General features: G+C 72.1%; 21 protein-coding genes. 13 read left to right on the forward strand and 8 right to left on the reverse strand.

Annotated features, from left to right (window positions below; translation table 11 throughout):
• Positions 1-230: 230 nt before the first annotated feature.
• Complete coding sequence (locus tag ACFY2B_RS23630; RefSeq protein WP_390765068.1) at positions 231-2,027, reverse strand: AMP-dependent synthetase/ligase; 1,797 nt, start codon at positions 2,025-2,027, stop codon at positions 231-233.
• Between the two features lie 315 nt (positions 2,028-2,342).
• On the opposite strand from ACFY2B_RS23630, the gene ACFY2B_RS23635 reads away from it, so the two are divergent.
• From ACFY2B_RS23635 to ACFY2B_RS23660, 6 genes are all read left to right on the forward strand, one after another.
• The gene (locus ACFY2B_RS23635; RefSeq protein ID WP_390765069.1) at positions 2,343-3,140 is read left to right on the forward strand and encodes a metallophosphoesterase; all 798 of its coding nucleotides are present in this window, start codon (positions 2,343-2,345) and stop codon (positions 3,138-3,140) included.
• A gap of 251 nt (positions 3,141-3,391) precedes the next feature.
• On the forward strand, positions 3,392-3,835 hold the full coding sequence (locus ACFY2B_RS23640) for an SRPBCC family protein (RefSeq protein ID WP_376536672.1): 444 nt from the start codon (positions 3,392-3,394) through the stop codon (positions 3,833-3,835).
• Positions 3,836-3,926: 91 nt separating this feature from the next.
• On the forward strand, positions 3,927-5,096 hold the full coding sequence (locus ACFY2B_RS23645; RefSeq protein ID WP_390765070.1) for an ArsA family ATPase: 1,170 nt from the start codon (positions 3,927-3,929) through the stop codon (positions 5,094-5,096).
• A gap of 250 nt (positions 5,097-5,346) precedes the next feature.
• A complete protein-coding gene (locus ACFY2B_RS23650; RefSeq protein ID WP_390765071.1) occupies positions 5,347-5,880 on the forward strand; it encodes a DUF5304 domain-containing protein in 534 nt (177 codons plus the stop codon).
• A gap of 55 nt (positions 5,881-5,935) precedes the next feature.
• Positions 5,936-6,889, forward strand: coding sequence for an ROK family glucokinase (locus ACFY2B_RS23655; protein WP_376536666.1), 954 nt, complete (start codon positions 5,936-5,938; stop codon positions 6,887-6,889).
• A gap of 130 nt (positions 6,890-7,019) precedes the next feature.
• Positions 7,020-7,775, forward strand: coding sequence for an endonuclease/exonuclease/phosphatase family protein (locus ACFY2B_RS23660; RefSeq protein ID WP_390765072.1), 756 nt, complete (start codon positions 7,020-7,022; stop codon positions 7,773-7,775).
• 234 nt (positions 7,776-8,009) lie between these two features.
• Here the strand turns inward: ACFY2B_RS23660 and ACFY2B_RS23665 are convergent, their stop codons facing one another.
• Both ACFY2B_RS23665 and ACFY2B_RS23670 read right to left on the reverse strand, forming a co-directional pair.
• On the reverse strand, positions 8,010-8,633 hold the full coding sequence (locus tag ACFY2B_RS23665; protein WP_390765073.1) for a hypothetical protein: 624 nt from the start codon (positions 8,631-8,633) through the stop codon (positions 8,010-8,012).
• Positions 8,626-9,405, reverse strand: coding sequence for an alpha/beta hydrolase (locus ACFY2B_RS23670; RefSeq protein ID WP_390765074.1), 780 nt, complete (start codon positions 9,403-9,405; stop codon positions 8,626-8,628). The genes ACFY2B_RS23665 and ACFY2B_RS23670 overlap by 8 nt, the downstream gene beginning before the upstream one ends.
• A gap of 146 nt (positions 9,406-9,551) precedes the next feature.
• On the opposite strand from ACFY2B_RS23670, the gene ACFY2B_RS23675 reads away from it, so the two are divergent.
• The 4 genes from ACFY2B_RS23675 (at position 9,552) to ACFY2B_RS23690 (ending at position 13,507) form a co-directional block, all read left to right on the forward strand.
• Entirely contained in the window at positions 9,552-10,271 is a 720-nt protein-coding gene (locus ACFY2B_RS23675; protein WP_390765075.1) for a lysophospholipid acyltransferase family protein, read from the forward strand.
• 144 nt (positions 10,272-10,415) lie between these two features.
• Positions 10,416-11,612: a MacS family sensor histidine kinase gene (gene macS / locus ACFY2B_RS23680; protein WP_390765076.1), complete on the forward strand. Its 1,197-nt coding sequence runs from the start codon at positions 10,416-10,418 to the stop codon at positions 11,610-11,612.
• Positions 11,613-11,639: 27 nt separating this feature from the next.
• Complete coding sequence (locus ACFY2B_RS23685; RefSeq protein WP_390765077.1) at positions 11,640-12,317, forward strand: response regulator; 678 nt, start codon at positions 11,640-11,642, stop codon at positions 12,315-12,317.
• 161 nt (positions 12,318-12,478) lie between these two features.
• A complete protein-coding gene (locus ACFY2B_RS23690; RefSeq protein WP_390765078.1) occupies positions 12,479-13,507 on the forward strand; it encodes a 6-phosphofructokinase in 1,029 nt (342 codons plus the stop codon).
• Between the two features lie 108 nt (positions 13,508-13,615).
• Here the strand turns inward: ACFY2B_RS23690 and ACFY2B_RS23695 are convergent, their stop codons facing one another.
• Positions 13,616-15,553 carry an anthranilate synthase family protein gene (locus ACFY2B_RS23695; RefSeq protein ID WP_390765079.1) on the reverse strand — a complete coding sequence of 646 codons (1,938 nt, stop codon included), beginning with the start codon at positions 15,551-15,553 and terminating at the stop codon, positions 13,616-13,618.
• A gap of 143 nt (positions 15,554-15,696) precedes the next feature.
• Positions 15,697-15,753, reverse strand: coding sequence for a trp operon leader peptide (locus ACFY2B_RS23700; protein ID WP_376536730.1), 57 nt, complete (start codon positions 15,751-15,753; stop codon positions 15,697-15,699).
• Between the two features lie 105 nt (positions 15,754-15,858).
• Between ACFY2B_RS23700 and ACFY2B_RS23705 the strand changes: the two genes are divergently transcribed.
• The gene (locus ACFY2B_RS23705) at positions 15,859-17,211 is read left to right on the forward strand and encodes a class II 3-deoxy-7-phosphoheptulonate synthase (RefSeq protein ID WP_390765080.1); all 1,353 of its coding nucleotides are present in this window, start codon (positions 15,859-15,861) and stop codon (positions 17,209-17,211) included.
• Positions 17,212-17,375: 164 nt separating this feature from the next.
• On the forward strand, positions 17,376-17,630 hold the full coding sequence (locus ACFY2B_RS23710) for a bacterioferritin-associated ferredoxin (RefSeq protein WP_390765081.1): 255 nt from the start codon (positions 17,376-17,378) through the stop codon (positions 17,628-17,630).
• A gap of 52 nt (positions 17,631-17,682) precedes the next feature.
• Here ACFY2B_RS23710 and bfr read toward each other — a convergent pair whose 3' ends face one another.
• Complete coding sequence (gene bfr / locus ACFY2B_RS23715; protein ID WP_376537181.1) at positions 17,683-18,162, reverse strand: bacterioferritin; 480 nt, start codon at positions 18,160-18,162, stop codon at positions 17,683-17,685.
• 172 nt (positions 18,163-18,334) lie between these two features.
• On the opposite strand from bfr, the gene ACFY2B_RS23720 reads away from it, so the two are divergent.
• Positions 18,335-18,976, forward strand: coding sequence for a sulfite oxidase-like oxidoreductase (locus ACFY2B_RS23720; protein ID WP_390765082.1), 642 nt, complete (start codon positions 18,335-18,337; stop codon positions 18,974-18,976).
• Positions 18,977-18,982: 6 nt separating this feature from the next.
• Here the strand turns inward: ACFY2B_RS23720 and ACFY2B_RS23725 are convergent, their stop codons facing one another.
• The gene (locus ACFY2B_RS23725) at positions 18,983-19,462 is read right to left on the reverse strand and encodes a DUF4396 domain-containing protein (RefSeq protein ID WP_390765083.1); all 480 of its coding nucleotides are present in this window, start codon (positions 19,460-19,462) and stop codon (positions 18,983-18,985) included.
• 267 nt (positions 19,463-19,729) lie between these two features.
• Entirely contained in the window at positions 19,730-20,632 is a 903-nt protein-coding gene (locus ACFY2B_RS23730) for a deoxyribonuclease IV (RefSeq protein WP_390765084.1), read from the reverse strand.
• Positions 20,633-20,683 lie beyond the last annotated feature (51 nt).

Below are 20,683 nucleotides of genomic sequence, written 5' to 3' on the forward strand. Positions count from 1 at the left end.
CCTGATAGGGGCGCGGGGAACTGCGCGCTCAGCCCCGCTCAAACCCGCACTCGTCCACTGGCGGCAACTCCCTGATAGGGGCGCGGGGAACTGCGCGCTCAGCCCCGCTCAAACCCGCACTCGTCCACTGGCGGCAACTCCCTGATAGGGGCGCGGGGAACTGCGCAACCAGCCCCACCCAAACCTGCACCCGCCATTCCGGCGAGACCCCCCACCGGGCTGGCGCCCCCCTACTTCCGATAAATCGCCTCGATCTCATCGGAAAAGTCCTTCGCCACAACATTCCGCTTCAGCTTCAGCGACGGAGTCAGATGCCCCGACTCCTCAGTGAACTGCGCATCCAGCACCCGGAACTTCCGCACGGACTCCGCCTTGGACACCGCCGCGTTCCCGTCGTCCACCGCCTCCTGGATCGCCGCGAGCAGCTCCGGGTCCTCGCGCAGCGACGCCACGGTGGCCCCCGCCGCCTTGCCGTGGTCGCCGGCCCAGCGGCCCAGGAACTCCTCGTCGAGGGTGATCAGCGCGCCGACGAACGGCCGCCCGTCGCCCACCACCATGCACTCCGCGACCAGCGCGTGCGCCCGGATCCGGTCCTCGATCACGGCCGGGGCGACGTTCTTGCCGCCCGCGGTGACGATGATCTCCTTCTTGCGGCCGGTGATCCTGAGGTAGCCGTCCTCGTCGAGGGTGCCGATGTCACCGGTGTGGAACCAGCCGTCGGCCAGCGCCTCCGCGGTCGCCGCCTCGTTGTTCCAGTACTCCTTGAAGAGGTGATCGCCGTGCAGCAGCACCTCGCCGTCGTCCGCGATGCGGATCACGGAACCAGGCAGCGGCTGGCCGACCGTGCCGATCTTCTGCCGGTCCCAGGGGTTGAACGCGGTCGCCGCGCACGACTCGGTCAGGCCGTAGCCCTCCAGGACCGTGAAGCCGATGCCGCGGAAGAAGTGGCCGAGGCGCTCGCCCAGCGGGGCGCCGCCGGAGATCGCGTACTCGCCGCGCCCGCCGAGCACCGCGCGCAGCTTGCCGTAGACCAGCTTGTCGAAGGTCCGGTGCTTGATCCGCAGCCCGAGGGACGGGCCGGACGGGGTGTCCAGCGCCTTGCTGTAGGCGATGGCGGTGTCCGCGGCCTTGTCGAAGATCTTCCGCTTGCCGTCCGCCTGCGCCTTGGCCCGCGCCGAGTTGTAGACCTTCTCGAAGACCCGCGGCACGCCCAGGATCAGCGTCGGGCGGAACGCGGCCAGCTCGTCGGTGAGGTTCTTGGTGTCGGGGACGTTGCCCAGCTTGACCGGCGCCATCATCGGCGCGATCTGCACCAGCCGGCCGAAGACGTGCGCGAGCGGCAGGAACAGCAGGACCGAGCACTCACCGGTGCGGAACAGCGGCCGCAGCCGTTCGACGATGTTGCCGCACTCGGCGAAGAACGCCCGGTGGGTGAGCACACAGCCCTTGGGGCGGCCGGTGGTGCCGGACGTGTAGACGATGGTCGCCATGTCGTCGGCCTTGGCGAGCGAGCTGCGTTCCTCCACCGTCGCGTCGGCCAGGTCCCGGCCGAGCCGGCCCAGCTCCGCCACGCCCCCGGCGTCGATCTGCCAGACGTGCCCGAGGCCGGGCAGCCCGTCGCGCACCGCCTCGACGGCGGCGGCGTGGCCCTCCTGCTCCACGATGCAGGCGGTGGCGCCCGAGTCGGAGAGGATCCACTGCACCTGCTCGGGCGAGCTGGTCTCGTACACCGGCACGGTGACCGCGCCCGCGCTCCAGATGGCGAAGTCGAGGAGGGTCCACTCGTAGCGGGTGCGGGACATCAGGCCGACCCGGTCGCCGGGCTGGACACCGGACGCGATGAGTCCCTTGGCGGCGGCGCGCACCTCGGTGAGGAACGCCTCGGCCGTCACGTCCTGCCAGACGCCGTCCACCTTGCGGGCGATGACGGCGACGTCGGGATGCTGCGCGGCGTTTCTGCGGACGATGTCGGTCAGATTCCCGTCCGTGGGGACCTCGTACAAAGCCGGAAGGCTGAACTCGCGCAAGACTGCTGCTCCTCATAGGGCGCCGACGCCACGACGTGGTGCGATGCGACGGTGCGGTCCAAGGCTCGGGCAGATGCTCCGGTGCCCGCCCGGAGCCTTTCGGCCCGTTGGTCGAGATCCAGAGCAGGACTGGGCTGCCCGGACGTTACCCGCCGGTATGGCTTCTTCGACAGGGGGGCCCGGCGAGATGTCTGCTGCGTCACACAGATCGGTGTTCCTTTGCGCACAGTAGTCCACGCGTTTCCTGACTGGCCAGTAACCGCTGGCGCGGCCGTCACTGTTCACGTATGCCGCACAGGCATACCCTTGATCGCCATGGCACCCACACCTGCCGGTAACCGAAAAACCCGTGTGCACGTGGTCAGCGACGTGCACGGCAACACCCGTGACCTGGCCCGGGCCGGCGAGGGCGCCGACGCCCTGATCTGCCTCGGCGACCTCGTGCTCTTCCTCGACTACGCCGACCACTCACGTGGGATCTTCCCCGATCTGTTCGGTGCGGAGAACGCCGACCGCATCGTCGAACTGCGCACCGCCCGCCGCTTCGAGGAGGCGCGCGCCTTCGGGGCCCGGCTGTGGGCGGGCGTCGGCAGCGACCGGTCCGCCGCCATCGAGAAGGCGGTGCGCCGGCAGTACGCCGAGCTGTTCGCCGCCTTTCCCACGCCGACGTACGCGACGTACGGCAATGTCGACATGCCGCCCCTGTGGCCGGAGTACGCCCGGCCCGGCACCACGGTCCTGGACGGCGAGCGGGTGGAGATCGGCGGCCGGGTCTTCGGCTTCGTCGGCGGCGGGCTGCGCACCCCGATGCGGACGCCGTACGAGATCGACGACGAGGAGTACGCGGCCAAGATCGAGGCGGTGGGCGAGGTCGACGTGCTGTGCACGCACATCCCGCCCGAGGTGCCGGAACTCGTCTACGACACGGTGGCCCGCAGGTTCGAGCGGGGCAGCCGGGCCCTGCTGGACGCGATCCGCCGCACCCGGCCCCGCTACAGCCTCTTCGGCCACGTCCACCAGCCGCTCGTCGCGCGGATGCGGATCGGCCCCACCGAATGCGTGAACGTCGGGCACTTCGCGGGCACCGGCAGGCCCTGGGCGCTCGAATGGTGAGGCGCGCCCGGCCGGCGCGGGCGGCGCAGGACGCCGGGTCCGTGCGCACGGCGCGGGCGGTGCGGACGCCGGGGGCCGCGCGCACGATGCCGACGGGGCGAATCCCGGGAGCCGCGCGCGCGGTGCGGGCCTTTCGGACGGGGTGAGGCCGGTGCCCGGGCGCGCGGTAGCCTTCACGCTGCACACACGTGCGCACGACGACCTCTCTGTAACCGGTCTGCACCGGCCCCGCATCCGGAGGAGCCACGGCGATGGCGGAACACACCAGCTCAAGCATCACGATTGAGGCGGCACCCGCCGACGTCATGGGGGTGATCGCCGACTTCGCCCGCTATCCGGACTGGACCGGTGAGGTCAAGGAGGCGGAGGTCCTCGGGACCGACGACCGGGGCCGCGCCGAGCAGGTCCGCCTGGTCATGGACGCCGGGGCGATCAAGGACGACCAGACCCTCGCCTACACCTGGACCGGCGACCGGGAGGTCTCCTGGACCCTGGTGAAGTCCCAGATGCTCCGCTCCCTCGACGGCTCCTACCTCCTCGAACCGGCGGGCGCGGACGCCACCCAGGTGACGTACCGGCTGACCGTGGACGTCAAGATCCCCATGCTCGGCATGATCAAGCGCAAGGCGGAGAAGGTCATCATCGACCGGGCCCTGGCGGGACTGAAGAAGCGGGTCGAGTCGGGGGAGAAGTAGCCGGGAGAAGCCGGCGGGCACAGTCCGCGGCGGCGCGGGCAGCGGCAGTGGCGGCGCGCCGGGCCGGTCCGCACGAGTAGCGTTCACTCTTATGCGCACCATCCTGATCACGGGTCCGGGCGGCTCGGGCCGTACGACCGTAGCCGCCGCCACCGCCCTGCGTGCCGCGGGCGACGGCACCCGGACCCTCGTCCTGAGCGCCGACCACGCGGACGCGCTCGGCGCCGCGCTGGGCGTGCCGACGGGACCCGAGCCGATCCGGACCGCGCACGGCCTCACCGCCCGGCGCCCCGACGCGGCGGCCGGGTTCCGTGACGACCTCACCGCGTTCCAGAGCCGCGCCTCGGGAGTCCTCGACCTCCTGGGGGCCGCCCGCCTCGACCCGGAGGAGGTCACCCCCCTCCCCGGCACCGAGGAACTGTCCTTCCTGCGCGCCCTGCGCGACGCCGCCCTCTCGGACCGCTACGACCTGCTCGTCGTCGACCTCCCGCCCACCCCGCAGGCCCTCGCCCTGCTCGCGCTGCCCGAGGAGCTGCGCCGCTATCTGCGCCGCCTGCTGCCGCCCGAGCGCCAGGCCGCCCGCGCCCTGCGCCCCGTGCTCGGCCGCCTCGCGGGCGTCCCGATGCCCGCCGAGTGGCTGTACGACACGGCGGCTCGCTGGGACGTCGAGCTGGCCGCCGTGGAGGCCGTCGTGCAGGACCCCGCCACGACCGTACGGCTGGTCGCCGAACCGGGACCGGCCGGCGCCGCCGCCGTGCCCGCCGCCGTCCTCGGCCTCGCCCTGCGCGGGCTGCGCACCGAGGCGGTGATTGCCAACCGGGTGCTGCCCGAGACCGGGCCCGAGACCTGGCCGGCCGGGCTGCTCGCCCAGCAGCGCAAGACCCTCGCCGACTGGCGGGAGGCGTACGACGTCCACCCGGTCGCCCACCTCGGCCGCGATCCGCACGGCACCGACGACCTCGCCGCGCTCGACGTGCCGGCCGACGGCACGGCACCCGCTCCCGTCGAGTGGACCGTGGCCGACCGGATTGCCGAGGACGGCGTGCTCGTCTGGCACATTCCGCTGCCCGGCGCGATACGCGACGAACTCGACCTGGTCCGGCGCGGCGACGAACTCGTCGTCACCGTGGGCCCGTTCCGCCGGATCGTTCCCCTGCCGTCCGCCCTGCGCCGCTGCACCGTCGCCGGGGCCGCGCTGCGCGACGGCGAGCTGCGCATCCGGTTCGCCCCGGACCCGGACCTGTGGCCGCGCCGGCCCTGACGGCCGGGCCGCGGGGCGGCGGGGGCGGCGGGGTGGCCGGGAGGCGGCGGGTCCGGGCTGCCGGAGCGGGGTGACGGCACTGACGTGCGCCGGGACGGAGCGACAGGCGGGCCAGGGGCCGCCCGGCGGGCGGGGCCGGGCGGTGTCCGGTGCGGTCACCAGGGCGGTGCGCCCACCGGCCAGGGGGCAGTGAACCCCGCACGCCCATTCGGGTAACGTCGTAGGGACGAACCGTAGTCAGGAGTCCGTCATGAGCGATGAGCGCCCCACACCGGACGCCTCGGAGCCGCAGCCGGCCGACGAGGTACGGGCCACCGACGCCGACGCCTGGGCCACGGCCTGCGCCGAGGACCTCGCGGCGGAGAAGGCCCGCCGCCGCGCCCAGTACGGCCCGCCGCCGGGCTCGGCCGCCGAGGAACTGCGCAAACTCGTCGACGCGGTCGCCGACCGGCTGTCCGGATTCCAGCCCCCGCTCCTCGGAGCGGTCGCCGGGCCCGCCGCCCAGCAGGTGGTGCGGCAGGTGGTGCAGCAGGCCAAGGCGGCGGTCGAACCCGTCATAGAACGCAACCCGGCCGTCTTCGACCACCTGGCCGCGGCCGGCAGCGAACTGCTCGCCGCCTACCGCTCGGCCGCGCAGTCCCAGGAACGCCGCTGGACGTCCGCGCCGGAGGACCTGAAGGACGACTCGAAGGACGCCCCGGAGGGCGACCGCGGGGACGGCCGGAAGGACCGCGGCGACCGCGGCGAGGGCACCGGTCCCGGCGAACACATCGACTTGGACTGACAGCCCCCTCGGGTACGGTTGGCCGTAGCGGGGCTCGACCGAAACTGAGGGATACATGGGACTCACCATCGGCGTCGACATCGGTGGTACGAAGATCGCGGCCGGCGTGGTCGACGAGGAGGGCAACATCCTCTCGACCCACAAGGTGCCGACTCCGGACACGTCCGAGGGCATCGTGGACGCCATCGCCTCGGCGGTGGAAGGCGCCCGCGCCGGACACGAGATCGTCGGCGTGGGCATCGGCGCGGCCGGATACGTGAACCGGCAGCGTTCGACCGTCTATTTCGCGCCCAACATCCAGTGGCGCCAGGAGCCGCTGAAGGAGAAGGTCGAGGCTCGCGTGGGCCTGCCGGTGGTCGTGGAGAACGACGCCAACGCGGCCGCGTGGGGCGAGTACAAGTTCGGTGCGGGCAAGGGCCATCGCAACGTCATCTGCATCACCCTCGGCACGGGTCTCGGCGGCGGCATCATCATCGGCAACAAGCTGCGTCGCGGACACTTCGGTGTGGCCGCCGAGTTCGGCCACATCCGGATGGTCCCGGACGGCCTGCTGTGCGGCTGCGGCTCGCAGGGCTGCTGGGAGCAGTACGCCTCGGGCAGCGCCCTGGTGAGGTACGCCAAGCAGCGCGCCAACGCCACCCCGGAGAACGCGGAGATCCTGCTCGGCCTCGGCGACGGCACCCCGGACGGCATCGAGGGCAAGCACATCTCCATGGCCGCCCGCCAGGGCGACCCGGTCGCCGTCGACTCCTACCGCGAACTGGCCCGCTGGGCCGGAGCCGGTCTCGCCGATCTGGCCTCCCTCTTCGACCCGTCCGCGTTCATCGTCGGCGGCGGCCTCTCCGACGAGGGCGAACTGGTCCTCGACCCGATCCGCAAGTCCTACAAGCGCTGGCTGGTCGGCGGCAACTGGCGGCCGGTCGCCGAGGTCATCGCCGCCCAACTCGGCAACGACGCGGGCCTGGTCGGCGCGGCGGACCTGGCCCGGGAGCCCGACCCGATCATGTGACGCCCCGGCCCGCCCGCCCCGGAGCGCGGACCGCCGCGCGAGCCGGCCACGACGGCCGGCAGCCGCGCTGCCGGCCTCCGCGCCCCGGGGCCCCGGGCGGCCGAATCCCGCCCCCGGCTAGATTGATCGCATGCCAACACCCCCGCCGCTTCCCAACTCCCGAACCGAAGCCGACGGTTCCGCGATCGTCCGCGTGCTGAGCTACAACATCCGCTCGATGCGCGACGACACCGCCGCCCTCGCCCGGGTGATCAGCGCCTGCGCCCCCGACCTGGTCCTCCTCCAGGAGGCTCCCCGGTTCTTCCGCTGGCGCAAGAAGCTGGCCCGGCTCGCGGCCGCGTCGGGGCAGGTGATCCTCTCCGGCGGCGGGACGGCGGCGGGACCGGCGATCCTGTGCACGCTGCGGGCGACCGTCGAACGGACCGAGGACGTACTGCTCCCGCTCACCCCCGGACTGCACCGGCGGGGCTTCGCCACCGCCGTCGTACGGTTCGGCGGCGCCCGGCTCGGCGTGTTGAGCTGCCACCTGAGCCTCCAGGGCGACGAACGGTACGAGCAGGGCGGGATGCTGCTGGACCGGCTGGCCGGGATGGGCGTCGAGCACGCGGTGGTCGGCGGCGACCTCAACGAGCGGCCCGACGGCCGCACCTTCCGGCGGCTGGCCGAAGGGCTCCGGGACGGCCGGACCGCCGCGCCGTGGGGCGGCGAGCACACCTCGACGCCCGGCGATCCGCGGCAGCGCATCGACGCGATCTTCGTGACCAAGGGGGTCGAGGTGCTGGGGTGCGGTGTGCCGCACGGGCTGCCGGGAGTGACCGAGCGGGACCTCCGGGCGGCGACGGATCACCTGCCGGTGCTGGCCTCGTTGCGGATTCCGGCGGCCTGAGCGCTCCGCTGGAAGTGCCGCGACGCGCCGTCGTCCGCCTGCGGCGTCGTCGTGGCCGGTCGCGCGCCAAGTTCTCGGGGTGCGCGGCGTACTCGGCTTCGCTCGAACCGGGCGAGCCCCACCGCGGCGGAGCCGCATCCCGGGACAGCGGAGCGGCATGCCGGTTCAGCCGTGCGGACCTGTGGTCCGCCGCGGAACCGCGGCGGACCACAGGCGGCCGGGGTCAGCGGTGGGTCACACCACCGCGCCCCGTTCCGGATCGTCGTTCTCGTCGTCGTCCGTGCGCATCCGCGTCACCAGCGTGACGAAGCCGCCGAGGAAGCCGCCGATGCCGACCGTCGCGAGCCACCACGTCATGTCCCAGCCGAGCAGCACCGCCACCAGGAGCAGGATCGGGCCGCCGACCACCCCGAGCCAGGCGAACCTGGCGGTCGTGTCGGTGGCCGGCAGCGGCGGTGGCTCGGGCGGCACGAAGTGGCCCTCGTCGTCCTCGTCGAAGTCGCCGTCGGACGGCTCGGGCGGACTGTAGTCGCGCGGGCCGCCCACACCGGGTGCGAAGGAGACGGAGCCCCCCAGGGGCCCCGCGGGCCCCTTCGCACCGCCGCCGCCCTCACCGGTGGCCTTGTCGCCGTCGCCGGCCGCCTCGGCTGTCGTGTCGTCGGTGTCGGTGTCGGTGTCGTTGGTTTCCGGTTCGAGCAGCGCCAGGTCCTCGACCGATTTGAACGGCTTGGCACCTGGCGGATCCGGTGGTTCCTCGCCGTACCCGGCGACGATCGCCGCCCAGGCGGCGGCCTCGTCGAAGGGCACGCCCTTCTCGTCCGGCTCGCGGTCCTCGCGGTCGGAGTCGTGCTCAGCCAACTGCGGCCGTCCCTTCCTTGCCGACACTGGGTGCGAGCCGGCCGATGAAGGCGAGGCTCTCCTCGAAGATCCGGTCCGCGTCGTGGTCCAACGTCGCGACGTGGTAGCTCTGTTCCAGCACGACCTCCGTGACGTCCGTCGACGAGACCCTGCTCAGCACCCGGGCCGGGTCGGCCGCGGGCACCACATGGTCCCGTGCGCTGCGCAGGAGCAGCAGCGGCTGGGTGACCTGCGGCAACTCGCCGTCGACCAGGCGGAGGAAATTCCGCAGGGAGTGCGCCGCGTGCAGCGGCACCCGCTCGTAGCCCAGCTCTGTCGCGCCGGGCTTCGCGATGTCGTCGGTGATCCCCTTGACCGAGGGCACCAGGTGCCGGGCCACCGGAAGGGCGTACGCGGCCAGGCCGGGCATCCTGTTCACCGGGTTGACGGCCACGACGCCGGCCACCGCCTCCCCGTGCCGGGCCGCCAGCCGCAGGGCCAGCGCCCCGCCCATCGACAGCCCCGCCACACACACCAGCCGACAGCGCTCGCGCAGCAGCCGCAGCTCGCGGTCCACCTCCGCGTACCAGTCCTGCCAGGCGGTGAGCTGCATGTCCTGCCAGCGCGTGCCGTGTCCGGGCAGCAGCGGCAGCGACACGGTCAGACCGTGTGCCGCGTGGTGCTCCGCCCAGGGGCGGAGCGACTGAGGAGAGCCGGTGAAGCCGTGGCAGAGGAGGACACCCACCTCCCCGCCGTCATGGCGGAACGGCTCGGCTCCGGGCAGAACCGGCACCTGAGGTCTCCTGTTCATGAGAGGGACATGAATGACTGCGGGTTCAGCTTCACCGTACGCGACCGCACTGACACCGACCAGGGCCGTCGGGTCCATCGGCGGCCCCGCGGGTTAAGGTCTCATCGACGGAAACAGGAGGCACGCGGTTGTTGTACGGGACGATGAAAGTCGCCATCGGGGGGCCGCTGAAGGTCGCCTTCCGACCCTGGGTGGAAGGTATGGAGCACATTCCGGCCACCGGCCCCGCCATCCTGGCGAGCAATCACCTGTCCTTCTCGGACTCGTTCTTCCTGCCCGCGGTCCTCGACCGCAAGGTCACCTTCATCGCCAAGGCCGAGTACTTCACCACGCCCGGGGTCAAGGGCCGGCTGACGGCGGCGTTCTTCAAGGGCGTGGGGCAACTGCCCGTGGACCGCTCCGGTGCGCGCGGCGCCGGAGAGGCGGCGATCCAGAGCGGTATCGAGGTGCTGGCGCGCGGCGAGCTGTTCGGCATCTACCCGGAGGGCACGCGCTCGCCCGACGGCCGGCTCTACCGGGGCAAGCCCGGCGGACTCGCCCGGGTGGCGCTCGCCTCCGGCGCGCCGGTGATCCCGGTCGCGATGATCGACACCGAGAAGATCCAGCCGCCCGGGAAGGTCGTCCCGAAGCTGATGCGGCCGGGCATCCGTATCGGCCGTCCCCTGGACTTCAGCCGCTACCAGGGCCTGGAGCACGACCGTTTCGTCCTGCGCGCGATCACCGACGAGGTCATGTACGAGATCATGAGGCTGTCGGGTCAGGAGTACGTCGACATCTACGCGACCGCGGCCAAGCGGCAGATCGCGGAGGCCGCCAAGTCGGCCAAGAAGGACGAGCGGGACCAGTAGGACCGGCGGCAGCGGCAGGACGAGCAGGACCGGCGGGGCCGACAGGACCGGTGGGCCGACGGACGGCAGGACCGGCGAGTCGGGCGCGGGAAACGCCGAACGGCCGGCCGGGGCCCGGGCGCGCCGGGCCAGGGGGTGGGGGAGATGCCCGGACGCGAACGAGTCATGAGGATGTCGGTCGAGCAGCCGCTGTGGCGTGCGCTCGCCGCCTACCGCGTGCTGACCATGCTGTATGCCATCGGCCTGTACGCCACCGCGTACGACCGGTTCGCCCGGCCCTGGGTCGCCCTGTCCTACTACGGTGTCCTGCTCGTGTGGACCCTCGCCACCCTGCCCAAGGTGGCGGGCGCGGCGAGCTGCACCAGGCGGTTCCTCGCCGCCGACCTGACCATCGCGCTCGCCGGCATCCTCCTCACGCCGGTCGCCGACGCCCACCAACGGGTCACCGACGGCGGGCCGACGCTGCCGTCGATATGGACCGCGGGCTCCGTGCTGGCCTTCGCCGTCAAGGGCGGCTGGCGCTGGGCGGCGTTCGCGTCGACCACCGTCGCCGCCGCCAACCTGGTCGAGCGCGGCAGCCCGGCCCGCGACACCGTGCACAACGTGATCCTCGTGTGGGTCGCCTCCATCGCCATCGGATACGTCGTCGAGGTCGCCCGCGCCTCCGAACGCACCCTGGCCCGCGCCCTGGAGATCGAGGCGGCGACCAGGGAACGGGAGCGGCTGGCCCGGGACATCCACGACGGTGTGCTCCAGGTGCTGGCGATGGTGCAGCGGCGCGGCGCGGTCATCGGCGGGGAGGCGGCCGAGCTGGGCCGCCTGGCGGGCGAGCAGGAGGTGGCGCTGCGCACGCTGGTCTCCGGCGGGCTGGTACCCGTCTCGCGGGCGTCGGAGGACGCGGCCGAAGGGGCGGTCGTCCGGGTCGTGGAGGAGCCGGACGACGCCGGCGGCCCCGTCGACCTGCGCGCGCTGCTCGCCCCGTACGCGGGTGCCCGGGTCAGCCTGGCCGAGCCCGGCGCCCCGGTGCCGATGCCGCCGGGCGCCGCACGCGAGCTGGCCGCGGCGGTCGGCGCGGCCCTGGACAACGTCCGCAGGCACGCGGGCGAGGACGCCCGGTCCTGGATCCTCGTCGAGGACGAGCCCGGCGAGATCGTCGTGACCGTACGGGACGATGGACCCGGCATCCCGGCGGGGCGGCTCGCGCAGGCCGAGGGCGAGGGGCGGCTCGGGGTGGCCCTGTCGATCCGGGGGCGGCTGCGCGACCTGGGCGGCAGCGCCGAGCTGATCTCGGTGCCGGGGCAGGGCACCGAGGTCGAACTGAAGGTTCCGAAGGACGCCTGACGGGCGTGGGGGGAAGGCGGGGAGACGATGAGCGAGCAGCAGGACCCGATCAAGGTCATGGTGGTCGACGACCATCCGATGTGGCGCGACGCGGTCGCCCGGGACCTGGCCGAGGCGGGCTGCCAGGTGGTGGCCACCGCCGGGGACGGCGAGCAGGCGGTGCGCCGGGCCCGGGCGACCGGGCCCGACGTCCTGGTGCTCGACCTCAACCTGCCCGCCAAACCGGGGGTCCAGGTCTGCAAGGAACTGGTCGGCGCCGATCCGCGGCTGCGCGTCCTGGTGCTGTCGGCGAGCGGCGAGCACGCGGACGTGCTGGAGGCCGTGAAGTCCGGTGCGACGGGCTATCTGCTGAAGTCGGCGTCCACGGAGGAGCTGTTGGACGCGGTGCGCCGCACCGCGGCCGGCGACCCGGTGTTCACGCCGGGCCTCGCCGGGCTGGTCCTCGGCGAGTACCGGCGGCTGGCCGCGGAGCCGGGTCCGGCCCAGGACGCCGGCGACCCGAAGGCGCCGCGGCTCACCGACCGGGAGACGGAGGTGCTGCGCCTCGTCGCCAAGGGCCTGAGCTACAAGCAGATCGCCGAACGCCTCGTCATCTCCCACCGCACGGTCCAGAACCACGTGCAGAACACCCTCGGCAAGCTCCAACTGCACAACCGGGTGGAACTGGTGCGGTACGCGATAGAGCGCGGGCTCGACGACGAGTGAATCCCACGCCTGGATTTCCACTCTTTCGAGTGGATCCGTGAGGTCCGGAATGATCAACTGGCGCGCAATTCAGTGGAATTGACCATCCCACCCATCCCGGAGTGACCTGGATCACTATTAGCGTTTCCTTCACCAGGCAACCGCGGCGAAGGGACATTTCCATGCGGGTCGGAGTACTCACCGGAGGCGGCGACTGCCCCGGGCTCAATGCCGTCATCCGCGGCGTCGTCCGCAAGGGCGTGCAGGAGTACGGCTATGACTTCGTCGGCTTCCGGGACGGCTGGCGGGGACCGCTCGAAGGCGACACGGTCCGCCTCGACATCCCCGCGGTGCGCGGCATCCTGCCCCGCGGCGGCACCATCCTCGGCTCGTCGCGGACCAATCCGCTCAAGATCGAGGACGGCATCCGCCGGATCAAGGAGAACCTCGCCAAGCAGGAGGTCGACGCCCTGATCGCGATCGGCGGCGAGGACACCCTGGGCGTGGCCGCGCGGCTGTCCGACGATTACGGCCTGCCGTGCGTCGGCGTCCCGAAGACCATCGACAACGACCTGTCCGCCACCGACTACACCTTCGGCTTCGACACCGCCGTCGGCATCGCCACCGAGGCCATCGACCGGCTGCACACCACCGCCGAGTCGCACATGCGCGTCCTGGTCGTCGAGGTGATGGGCCGTCACGCCGGCTGGATCGCCCTGCACTCCGGCCTCGCCGGCGGCGCCAACGCCATCCTCATCCCGGAGCAGCGCTTCGACGTCGACCAGGTGTGCGCCTGGGTGACCTCCCGGTTCAAGGCGTCGTACGCCCCGATCGTGGTCGTCGCCGAGGGCGCCATGCCCAAGGACGGCGACATGGTGCTCAAGGACGGGTCGCTGGACTCCTTCGGGCACGTACGGCTGTCCGGCGTCGGCGAATGGCTGGCCAAGGAGATCGAGAGGCGGACCGGCAAGGAGGCCCGCACCACGGTCCTCGGGCACGTGCAGCGCGGCGGCACGCCGAGCGCGTTCGACCGGTGGCTCGCCACCCGGTTCGGCCTGCACGCCATCGACGCCGTCCACGACGGCGACTTCGGCAAGATGGTCGCCCTGCGCGGCACCGACATCGTCCGCGTCCCGATCGCCGAGGCCACGGCCAAGCTGAAGACGGTCGACCCGAAGCTGTACCAGGAGGTCGGCGTCTTCTTCGGCTGACCCCGCGTCACCTCCCGTACACCGGCCCACAGCAAGCGCCACGAACGCCGCCGCGCCCCGCGCGGCGGCGTTCGTCGTGCCCGGGGCACCCCAGGTACCGCGGGGGGACTACCGGCTGGACCGCCGCACGGGGACCGCGGCCGTGCTGCGCAGCGCGGCCACCAGGTCCCGCACGATCGCCGCCCCGTTCAGTGTCAGGACCGACTCCGGGTGGAACTGCACGCCCGCGAACCCAGGCCCCCGTACGGCGTGCACCTCACCGTTCGCGGCCCGGCTCACCTCGATGCCGTGCGCGCCCAGCTCCCGGTAGGCGTCCTCGTCGCAGCGTGCCACGAAGCTGTTGTAGAAGCCGACGGTCTCCCGGCGCCCGAACAGGTCGACGGCGGTCTGCGCCCCCTGGTGGGGCACCTCCTTGCGGACGATCTCCAGGCCCAGTTCGGCCGCGATCAGCTCGTGCCCCAGGCAGACCCCGAGCACCCCGTGCCGGTGGGCCCGGATCACGTCGGCGGTCAGTTCCCGCAGGAACCGCATCTTGGGGTCGGCCAGGTCCGAGGGATCACCGGGGCCCGGACCCAGCACCACCGGTCCCGCGTGGCCGAGCACCGCCTCCCGCAGGCCCGGCTCGTCGTAGCGCCGCACGGCCACCGTCAGCCCGCCGGAGCGCAGCACGTGCGCCAGCATCGCCGTGAAGGTGTCCTCGCCGTCCACGACCAGGGCGTGGCCGCTCAGATCCGCCGTCTGCTCCTGCATCCGCAGCCAGAACGGCGCGAGCGAGGCCCGCCGCCCGTCCAGCGCCGCGCGCACCCGGGGGTCGTCCGCGAGCCGGGGCCGCGTCCCCTCGGCCCGCGGCGGGCCCGGGCGGACGCCCAGCGCCGCCAGCACGCCCGCCGCCTTGGCATGCGTCTCCGCCACCTCGCCCGCCGGGTCCGAGCCCCGCACCAGCGTCGCGCCGACCGGGACCCGCAGCCGGCCGGCCGCGTCGATGTCGGCGGTGCGGATCAGGATGGGGGAGTCCAGGGTCTGCGCGCCCCCGGAGTCCCGGCCGATGAGGGCGAGGGCGGCGCCGTAGTACCCGCGCCCGCCGACCTCGTGCCGCTCGATCACCCGGCAGGCGTTCTGCACCGGCGACCCGGTGACGGTGGCGGCGAACATGGTCTCCCGCAGCACGTCCCGCACGTCCAGCGAGGACTTCCCGCGCAGCTCGTACTCGGTGTGCGCGAGGTGCGCCATCTCCTTCAGCCGCGGGCCGACGACCACCCCGCCCATGTCGCCGACGGTGCACATCATCTTCAGTTCCTCGTCGACGACCATCGACAGCTCCTCGATCTCCTTGCCGTCGGCGAGGAAGTCCAGCAGGTGCTCGGGGGTCGGGCCGCCCTCCGGGTAGCGGTACGTCCCGCTGATCGGGTTCATCACGACGGTGCCGCCGGACATCCGTACGTGCACCTCGGGACTGGCCCCGACCAGCGTCCGCCCGCGCCCTTCCGGGGAGGGCGCTCCGGGCCCTTCCCGGTCCCCGGCGCGCACGACGTCCCCGGTGTGCACGACGAAGGTCCAGTAGGCGCCCCGCTCGCCCACCAGGAGCCGCCGGAACAGCGCGAGGGCGTCGGCCCGCGAGAAATCGCGGATCCGTCCCTCGTAGGTCCGCCGGATCACGAAGTTGGCGCCCTCGCCCGCCCCGATCTCCTCACGCAGCACCCGCCCGACGATCCCGGCGTACTCCTCGTCCTCGACGTCAAAGCCGCCGCCGTCGACGCGCACGGCGTGCGCGGGCAACTGCTCCAGCGCCTCGGCGAGCGGGATCTCGCGGGTCTCCTCCGGGGTCAGCGCCATCAGGGGCGTGCCGTCGTCGCGGACGTCGAAGCCGCGCTCCCGGATCTGCCGGAAGGGCACCAGCGCCAGCCCCTCGTCGGGCAGGTCGGCGAGCCGGTCGCAGGTGCGCACCGGGCCGACGAACAGCTCCACGGTGTCCTCGTCGCGGCCGGGCGTGCGGCGGCGCAGCAGGGCGAAGGGGCGGGGGTCGTGCAGCAGGTCCAGCAGGTCCATGGTCCGTCGTCCTTCTCGGTGGTCCCGTCGGTCCGGCAGATCAGGTCACGTGGATCTGCCGGGTCGGCCGGTGGAGAGGGACGGCCCCGCAAACGCCGAAGGCCGCCCCTCGGGCGGCCTTCGCGAAGTCGTGCGTACGCGCGTCAGTGGGCCGCCTCGGAAGCGGTCCACCACCAGGTACAGGTCGAATGCGCGAACATGCCGAAACCCTACCGCACGTTCCGGCCGTCCCACAGTCCAGTCGGGGCGTCTCATCCTTCGGTCCGCGGGCCGGGGCGGCGACCCGACCCCGTAATGTTTACGAGGTGACCGTGAACGCTAAGACCAGCGCGAGCGCTGGCAACACCTGGCACAACCTGCCCGCGGCGCAGCAGCCCGAGTACCCCGACCCCGAGGCTCTGCGCGCGGCGATCGCGGACCTTGAGTCGTATCCGCCGCTCGTGTTCGCGGGCGAGTGCGACCAGCTGCGCGCCCGGATGGCGTCCGTCGCCAAGGGTGAGGCGTTCCTGCTCCAGGGCGGCGACTGCGCCGAAGCCTTCGACGCGGTGTCCGCGGACCACATCCGCAACAAGCTGAAGACGCTGCTCCAGATGGGCGCGGTGCTGACGTACGCGGCGTCGGTGCCGGTGGTGAAGGTGGGCCGGATCGCGGGCCAGTACTCCAAGCCGCGCTCGAAGCCCGTGGAGACCCGTGACGGGGTGACGCTGCCGGTGTACCGGGGCGACTCGGTCAACGGTTTCGACTTCACCGAGGCCAGCCGGATCCCGGACCCGGAGCGGCTGAAGCGGATGTACCACGCCTCCGCCTCGACGCTGAACCTGGTGCGCGCGTTCACCACCGGCGGCTACGCGGATCTGCGGCAGGTGCACGCCTGGAACCAGGACTTCGTGAAGTCGTCCCCGTCGGGCCAGCGCTACGAACAGCTGGCCCGGGAGATCGACAACGCGCTGAACTTCATGCAGGCCTGCGGAGCGGATCCGGAGGAGTTCAAGACGGTCGAGTTCTTCTCCTCCCACGAGGCGCTGCTGCTCGACTACGAGTCCGCGCTGACCAGGGTCGACTCCCGCACCGGGAAGCTGTACGACGTGTCGGCGCACATGGTGTGGGTCGGCGAGCGCACCCGGCAGCTGGACCACGCGCACATCGAGTTCGCCTCCAGGATCAGCAATCCGCTGGGGATCAAGCTGGGTCCGAGCACCACGGCCGAGGAGGCGCTGCGCTACGTCGACCGCCTCGACCCGGAGCGTGACCCGGGCCGGCTGACCTTCATCGTCCGGATGGGCGCCGACAAGATCCGGGACCGGCTTCCCGAGCTGGTCGAGAAGGTGACGGCGTCGGGCGCGGTGGTGGCCTGGGTGACCGACCCGATGCACGGCAACACGTTCGAGGCCGCGTCGGGGCACAAGACCCGCCGGTTCGACGACGTACTGGACGAGGTCAAGGGCTTCTTCGAGGTCCACAAGTCGCTCGGCACCCACCCGGGCGGTATCCACGTCGAGCTGACCGGGGACGACGTCACCGAGTGCGTGGGCGGCGGCGACGAGATCTTCGTCGACGATCTGCACCAGCGCTACGAGACGGCCTGCGACCCCCGCCTGAACCGCAGCCAGTCGCTCGACCTGGCCTTCCTCGTCGCCGAGATGTACCGGGACCAGTGACACGGGCCGACCGGTGACACAGGTCACCGGCGGGACACGAACAGCGGGGCGCGGATCACACACGATCCGCGCCCCGCTGTTCTTGCTACGCCGCCCACGACAGGTAAGGTTAGGTTTGCCTCACCGAGAATCGGGGTGGCGTCAGTGACCGGCCCCGGTGGGAGGTGGACCCCGTGTACGTCTGCAGTTGTTTCGGCATCACCGAGCAGCAGGTGAAGCGGCACACGGAGGACGGCGCCCGGACCCCCCGCCAGATCGCCGGGGCCTGCAAGGCGGGCACCGACTGCGGGTCCTGCGTGCGCCGGATCCAGGCGCTCCTCGGACGCGCCGCCGCGGGCCCGCGGCGCGAACCGGCCGAGCCGGGCCGCCCGGTGCCGGCCGGCGTCGAAGCGGTCGGGGCCCTGGACGAGGCCGCGTAGCTCCGGAACGACGCGCGGGGCCCTGGCCCCCGGGCGCCCCGCCCGGTCCTGCTCAGCCCTTCGGCTGCCTGATGATCTGCGCGATGTAGAGCGCCTCGCCCAGCTTGTCCACCAGCTCCAGCTGGGTGTCCAGATAGTCGATGTGGTGCTCCTCGTCCTCCAGGATCGCCTCGAAGATGTTCGCCGAGGTGATGTCGCCCTTGTCGCGCATCGTCCTGATCCCGCGCCTGAGCCGGTCGATCGCCTCCACCTCGATCTGCCGGTCCGCCTCGAACATCTCCTTGACGGTCTGTCCCACCCGCACGTGGAACAGCCGCTGGTAGTTCGGCAGCCCCTCCAGCAGCAGGATCCGGTCGGTCAGCACCTCGGCGTGCCGCATCTCGTCGAACGACTCGCTCCGCGTGTACTTCGCGAGCTTGTACCAGCCGAAGTTCTCCTGCATCTTCGCGTGCAGGAAGTACTGGTTGATCGCGGTGAGCTCGCCGGTGAGCTGCTCGTTGAGGATCTCGATGACCTCGGGGTCGCCCTGCATCGCCAAGGCTCCTTCCACAGGGGGATGGGGGAGGGTGCGGCCGCATGGTGGTACCGGCACCGAAGATCGGTCGGTAAGTGCACTCTTAGCAAGTAAGTGCATGTCTATGATCGATTGTCCTGTTTTAGGCTCCTGGTCGGGTGCATCGCTCCGGGTCTGTCAGGATGGAGCCATGGGGCATCCGGTGGAGCGCTGGTCTGGAGAGTCAGGAGAGGGCGTACGGTCCGAGCTTCCGCCGGGGCAGCGGCCGCAGCGCGGCTGGCCCGTCACGCACTACGGGCCGGTGCCCAAGTTCCGTCCCGAGCGGTGGGAGTTCAGGGTCTTCGGCGCCACCGCCGACGGGGCGAAGCACTGCTGGAACCACGAGGAGTTCACGGCCCTGCCGTACGCCACGATCGTGGCCGACCTGCACTGCGTGACCAAATTCAGCATGCTCGGGGCCGAGTGGGGCGGCATTCCGGCGAGCGTGATCCTGGAGATCGCCCCGCCCGCACCGGATGTCACCCATGTGATGGTCTGGGCGGAGTACGGCTTCAGCTCGAACCTCCGCCTCTTCGACTTCGCCGCCGAGCGCACCGTCTTCGCGACGCACAAGGACGGCGAACTGCTCACCGCCGAGCACGGCTTCCCGGTCCGGCTCGTGGTGCCCCACCTGTACGCCTGGAAGGGCCCCAAGTGGGTCCGTGGCGTCGAGTACATGACCACCGACCGCCGCGGCTTCTGGGAGGAGCGCGGCTACCACAACGTCGGCGACCCCTGGCGGGAGCAGCGCTACTCCTACCAGGAGGAGCCCGGGGACGGTCCGGAGTCCTGACCGGCGTCAGTGGTGGTACTGGTGCACCACCGCGTGGCCCTTGCCCTGCCCGATCGTCCACTTGTTGACCGGCGTGGTGATGACGAAGGCGGCCGCGAGCGAGATCGCCAGCGTGGACCAGAACAGCGGGTCGCCGAGGTGTGCGTCCATCGCGTCCGGCCACAGTGCGATCACGCCGTTGTCGATCAGTTCCATCACGGCGATCGACAGGGTGTCCGCGGCCAGCGCCACGCGCAGGGCGGTGCGGAAGCCGACGCCGGCCTTCAGCACCCCGCGCAGCGTGAGCGAGTAGCCGAAGAAGAACGCCAGCACGATCGCCAGGATCATGGTCGGCAGGTTGCCCCAGCCGAGCGCGGTGCCGACGACCATGCCGAGCACTTCGCCGATGGCGCAGCCCGTGAGGCAGTGCAGGGTGGCCTGAACGGCCATCGGCCAGTCGGCCGCCGGTGCGTGGGTGTGCTGGTGGGCGTGTGCCTCGTGGTCCATGGGTACCCCCGGTGTCGAGTGACGATTCCTCGTGCGACGGGTAGGAACCGTATACCCCTTGGGGGTATTCCCGGAATGCGGGTGACCTTATCGGCGGGATCGGCGGGATCGGCGGGGCCGTGAGGTCGGTGAGGTCGTGGGTCCGGAGGGATCGGTGGGGCTGAGGGGTATGGGAAGATCGCTGGGGCTGGTGGGGTCGGCAGGGCCGGCGGGGCTGGTGGGATTCGAAGGGCGGCGGGGATCGGCGGGGCCGATGAGCGGGTGCCGTCAGCCGGCGGCGGTCCGCAGTTCCTTCAGCCGCGCCACGTCCGCCGCGTGCCCCTCCTTGCCGCCCGGCGTCTCGATGATCAGCGGTACGCCCGCGGTCGCCGGGTGCGTCATCAGCGCCCGGAACGGATCCGCACCGATGTGCCCGGCGCCGATGTTCTCGTGCCGGTCCTTGTGGGCTCCCGCCACGTCCTTGGAGTCATTGGCGTGGATCAGCTTCAGCCGTCCCTCGCCCACCGTGTCCACCAGCAGGTCCAGCGTCCGGTGCATGCCGCTCGGCCCCGTCAGGTCGTGCCCGGCGGCGAAGATGTGACAGGTGTCCAGGCACACGCCCAGTTTCGGGTGCGCGTCCAGCGCCGCGAAGTACGGCCCGAAGTCCCAGGTCCGGAAGCACAGCGAGGCCCCCTGTCCGGCGGTCGACTCCAGCAGCAGGAACGGGTCGTCGTCCCGGGTCAGCTCGTCCAGCAGCGGCAGCATGTGCTCGCGCACCTGTTTCAGAGCCACCTCCCGCGCCCGTCCGCCGGTCGCGCTGCCCGTGTGCACGACCACGCCCAGCGCGCCGATCTCCCGCGCCCGCCGCAGCGAGTGCCGCAGCGACGCCACCGACCTCTCCACGGTCGCCGCGGTGTGCGAGCCGAAGTTGATCAGGTACGGGGCATGCACGTACACCGGGACGGACTCCTCCGCGCACGCCGCGCGGAACGCCTCGTCCTGCCGGGGATTGCCGGTGGGGGTGGCCCAGCCGCGCGGGTTGGCCACGAAGACCTGCACGGTCTCCGCCTTCAGCTCCCAGGCGTACGACAACCCCACGGAATGCAGCCCGCCGGCCACGGGGACGTGACCGCCCACAGGATTGCGGGAACGACCGTGCGCAGGGGCGGAACGGGACTGCTGACGCTTCACCCGTTCAGCCTGTCACGCCGGCCCGCTCCCAGGGAAAACGGGCCCGCTGTC

Source organism: Streptomyces sp. NPDC001270, from assembly GCF_042896695.1.
Classification (GTDB): Bacteria; Actinomycetota; Actinomycetes; order Streptomycetales; family Streptomycetaceae; genus Streptomyces.

Bases quoted from the DNA above. Each gene is read 5' to 3' on its own strand.
- ACFY2B_RS23685 (WP_390765077.1), top strand. From the start codon at position 11,640: ATGAGCGAGCAGCAGGACCCGATCAAGGTCATGGTGGTCGACGACCAT.
- ACFY2B_RS23720 (WP_390765082.1), top strand. From the start codon at position 18,335: ATGGGGCATCCGGTGGAGCGCTGGTCTGGAGAGTCAGGAGAGGGCGTA.
- ACFY2B_RS23635 (WP_390765069.1), top strand. From the start codon at position 2,343: ATGGCACCCACACCTGCCGGTAACCGAAAAACCCGTGTGCACGTGGTC.
- ACFY2B_RS23645 (WP_390765070.1), top strand. From the start codon at position 3,927: ATGCGCACCATCCTGATCACGGGTCCGGGCGGCTCGGGCCGTACGACC.
- ACFY2B_RS23695 (WP_390765079.1), bottom strand. From the start codon at position 15,553: ATGGACCTGCTGGACCTGCTGCACGACCCCCGCCCCTTCGCCCTGCTG.
- ACFY2B_RS23655 (WP_376536666.1), top strand. From the start codon at position 5,936: ATGGGACTCACCATCGGCGTCGACATCGGTGGTACGAAGATCGCGGCC.
- bfr (WP_376537181.1), bottom strand. From the start codon at position 18,162: ATGCAGGGCGACCCCGAGGTCATCGAGATCCTCAACGAGCAGCTCACC.
- ACFY2B_RS23640 (WP_376536672.1), top strand. From the start codon at position 3,392: ATGGCGGAACACACCAGCTCAAGCATCACGATTGAGGCGGCACCCGCC.
- ACFY2B_RS23725 (WP_390765083.1), bottom strand. From the start codon at position 19,462: ATGGACCACGAGGCACACGCCCACCAGCACACCCACGCACCGGCGGCC.
- macS (WP_390765076.1), top strand. From the start codon at position 10,416: ATGCCCGGACGCGAACGAGTCATGAGGATGTCGGTCGAGCAGCCGCTG.
- ACFY2B_RS23660 (WP_390765072.1), top strand. From the start codon at position 7,020: ATGCCAACACCCCCGCCGCTTCCCAACTCCCGAACCGAAGCCGACGGT.
- ACFY2B_RS23690 (WP_390765078.1), top strand. From the start codon at position 12,479: ATGCGGGTCGGAGTACTCACCGGAGGCGGCGACTGCCCCGGGCTCAAT.
- ACFY2B_RS23650 (WP_390765071.1), top strand. From the start codon at position 5,347: ATGAGCGATGAGCGCCCCACACCGGACGCCTCGGAGCCGCAGCCGGCC.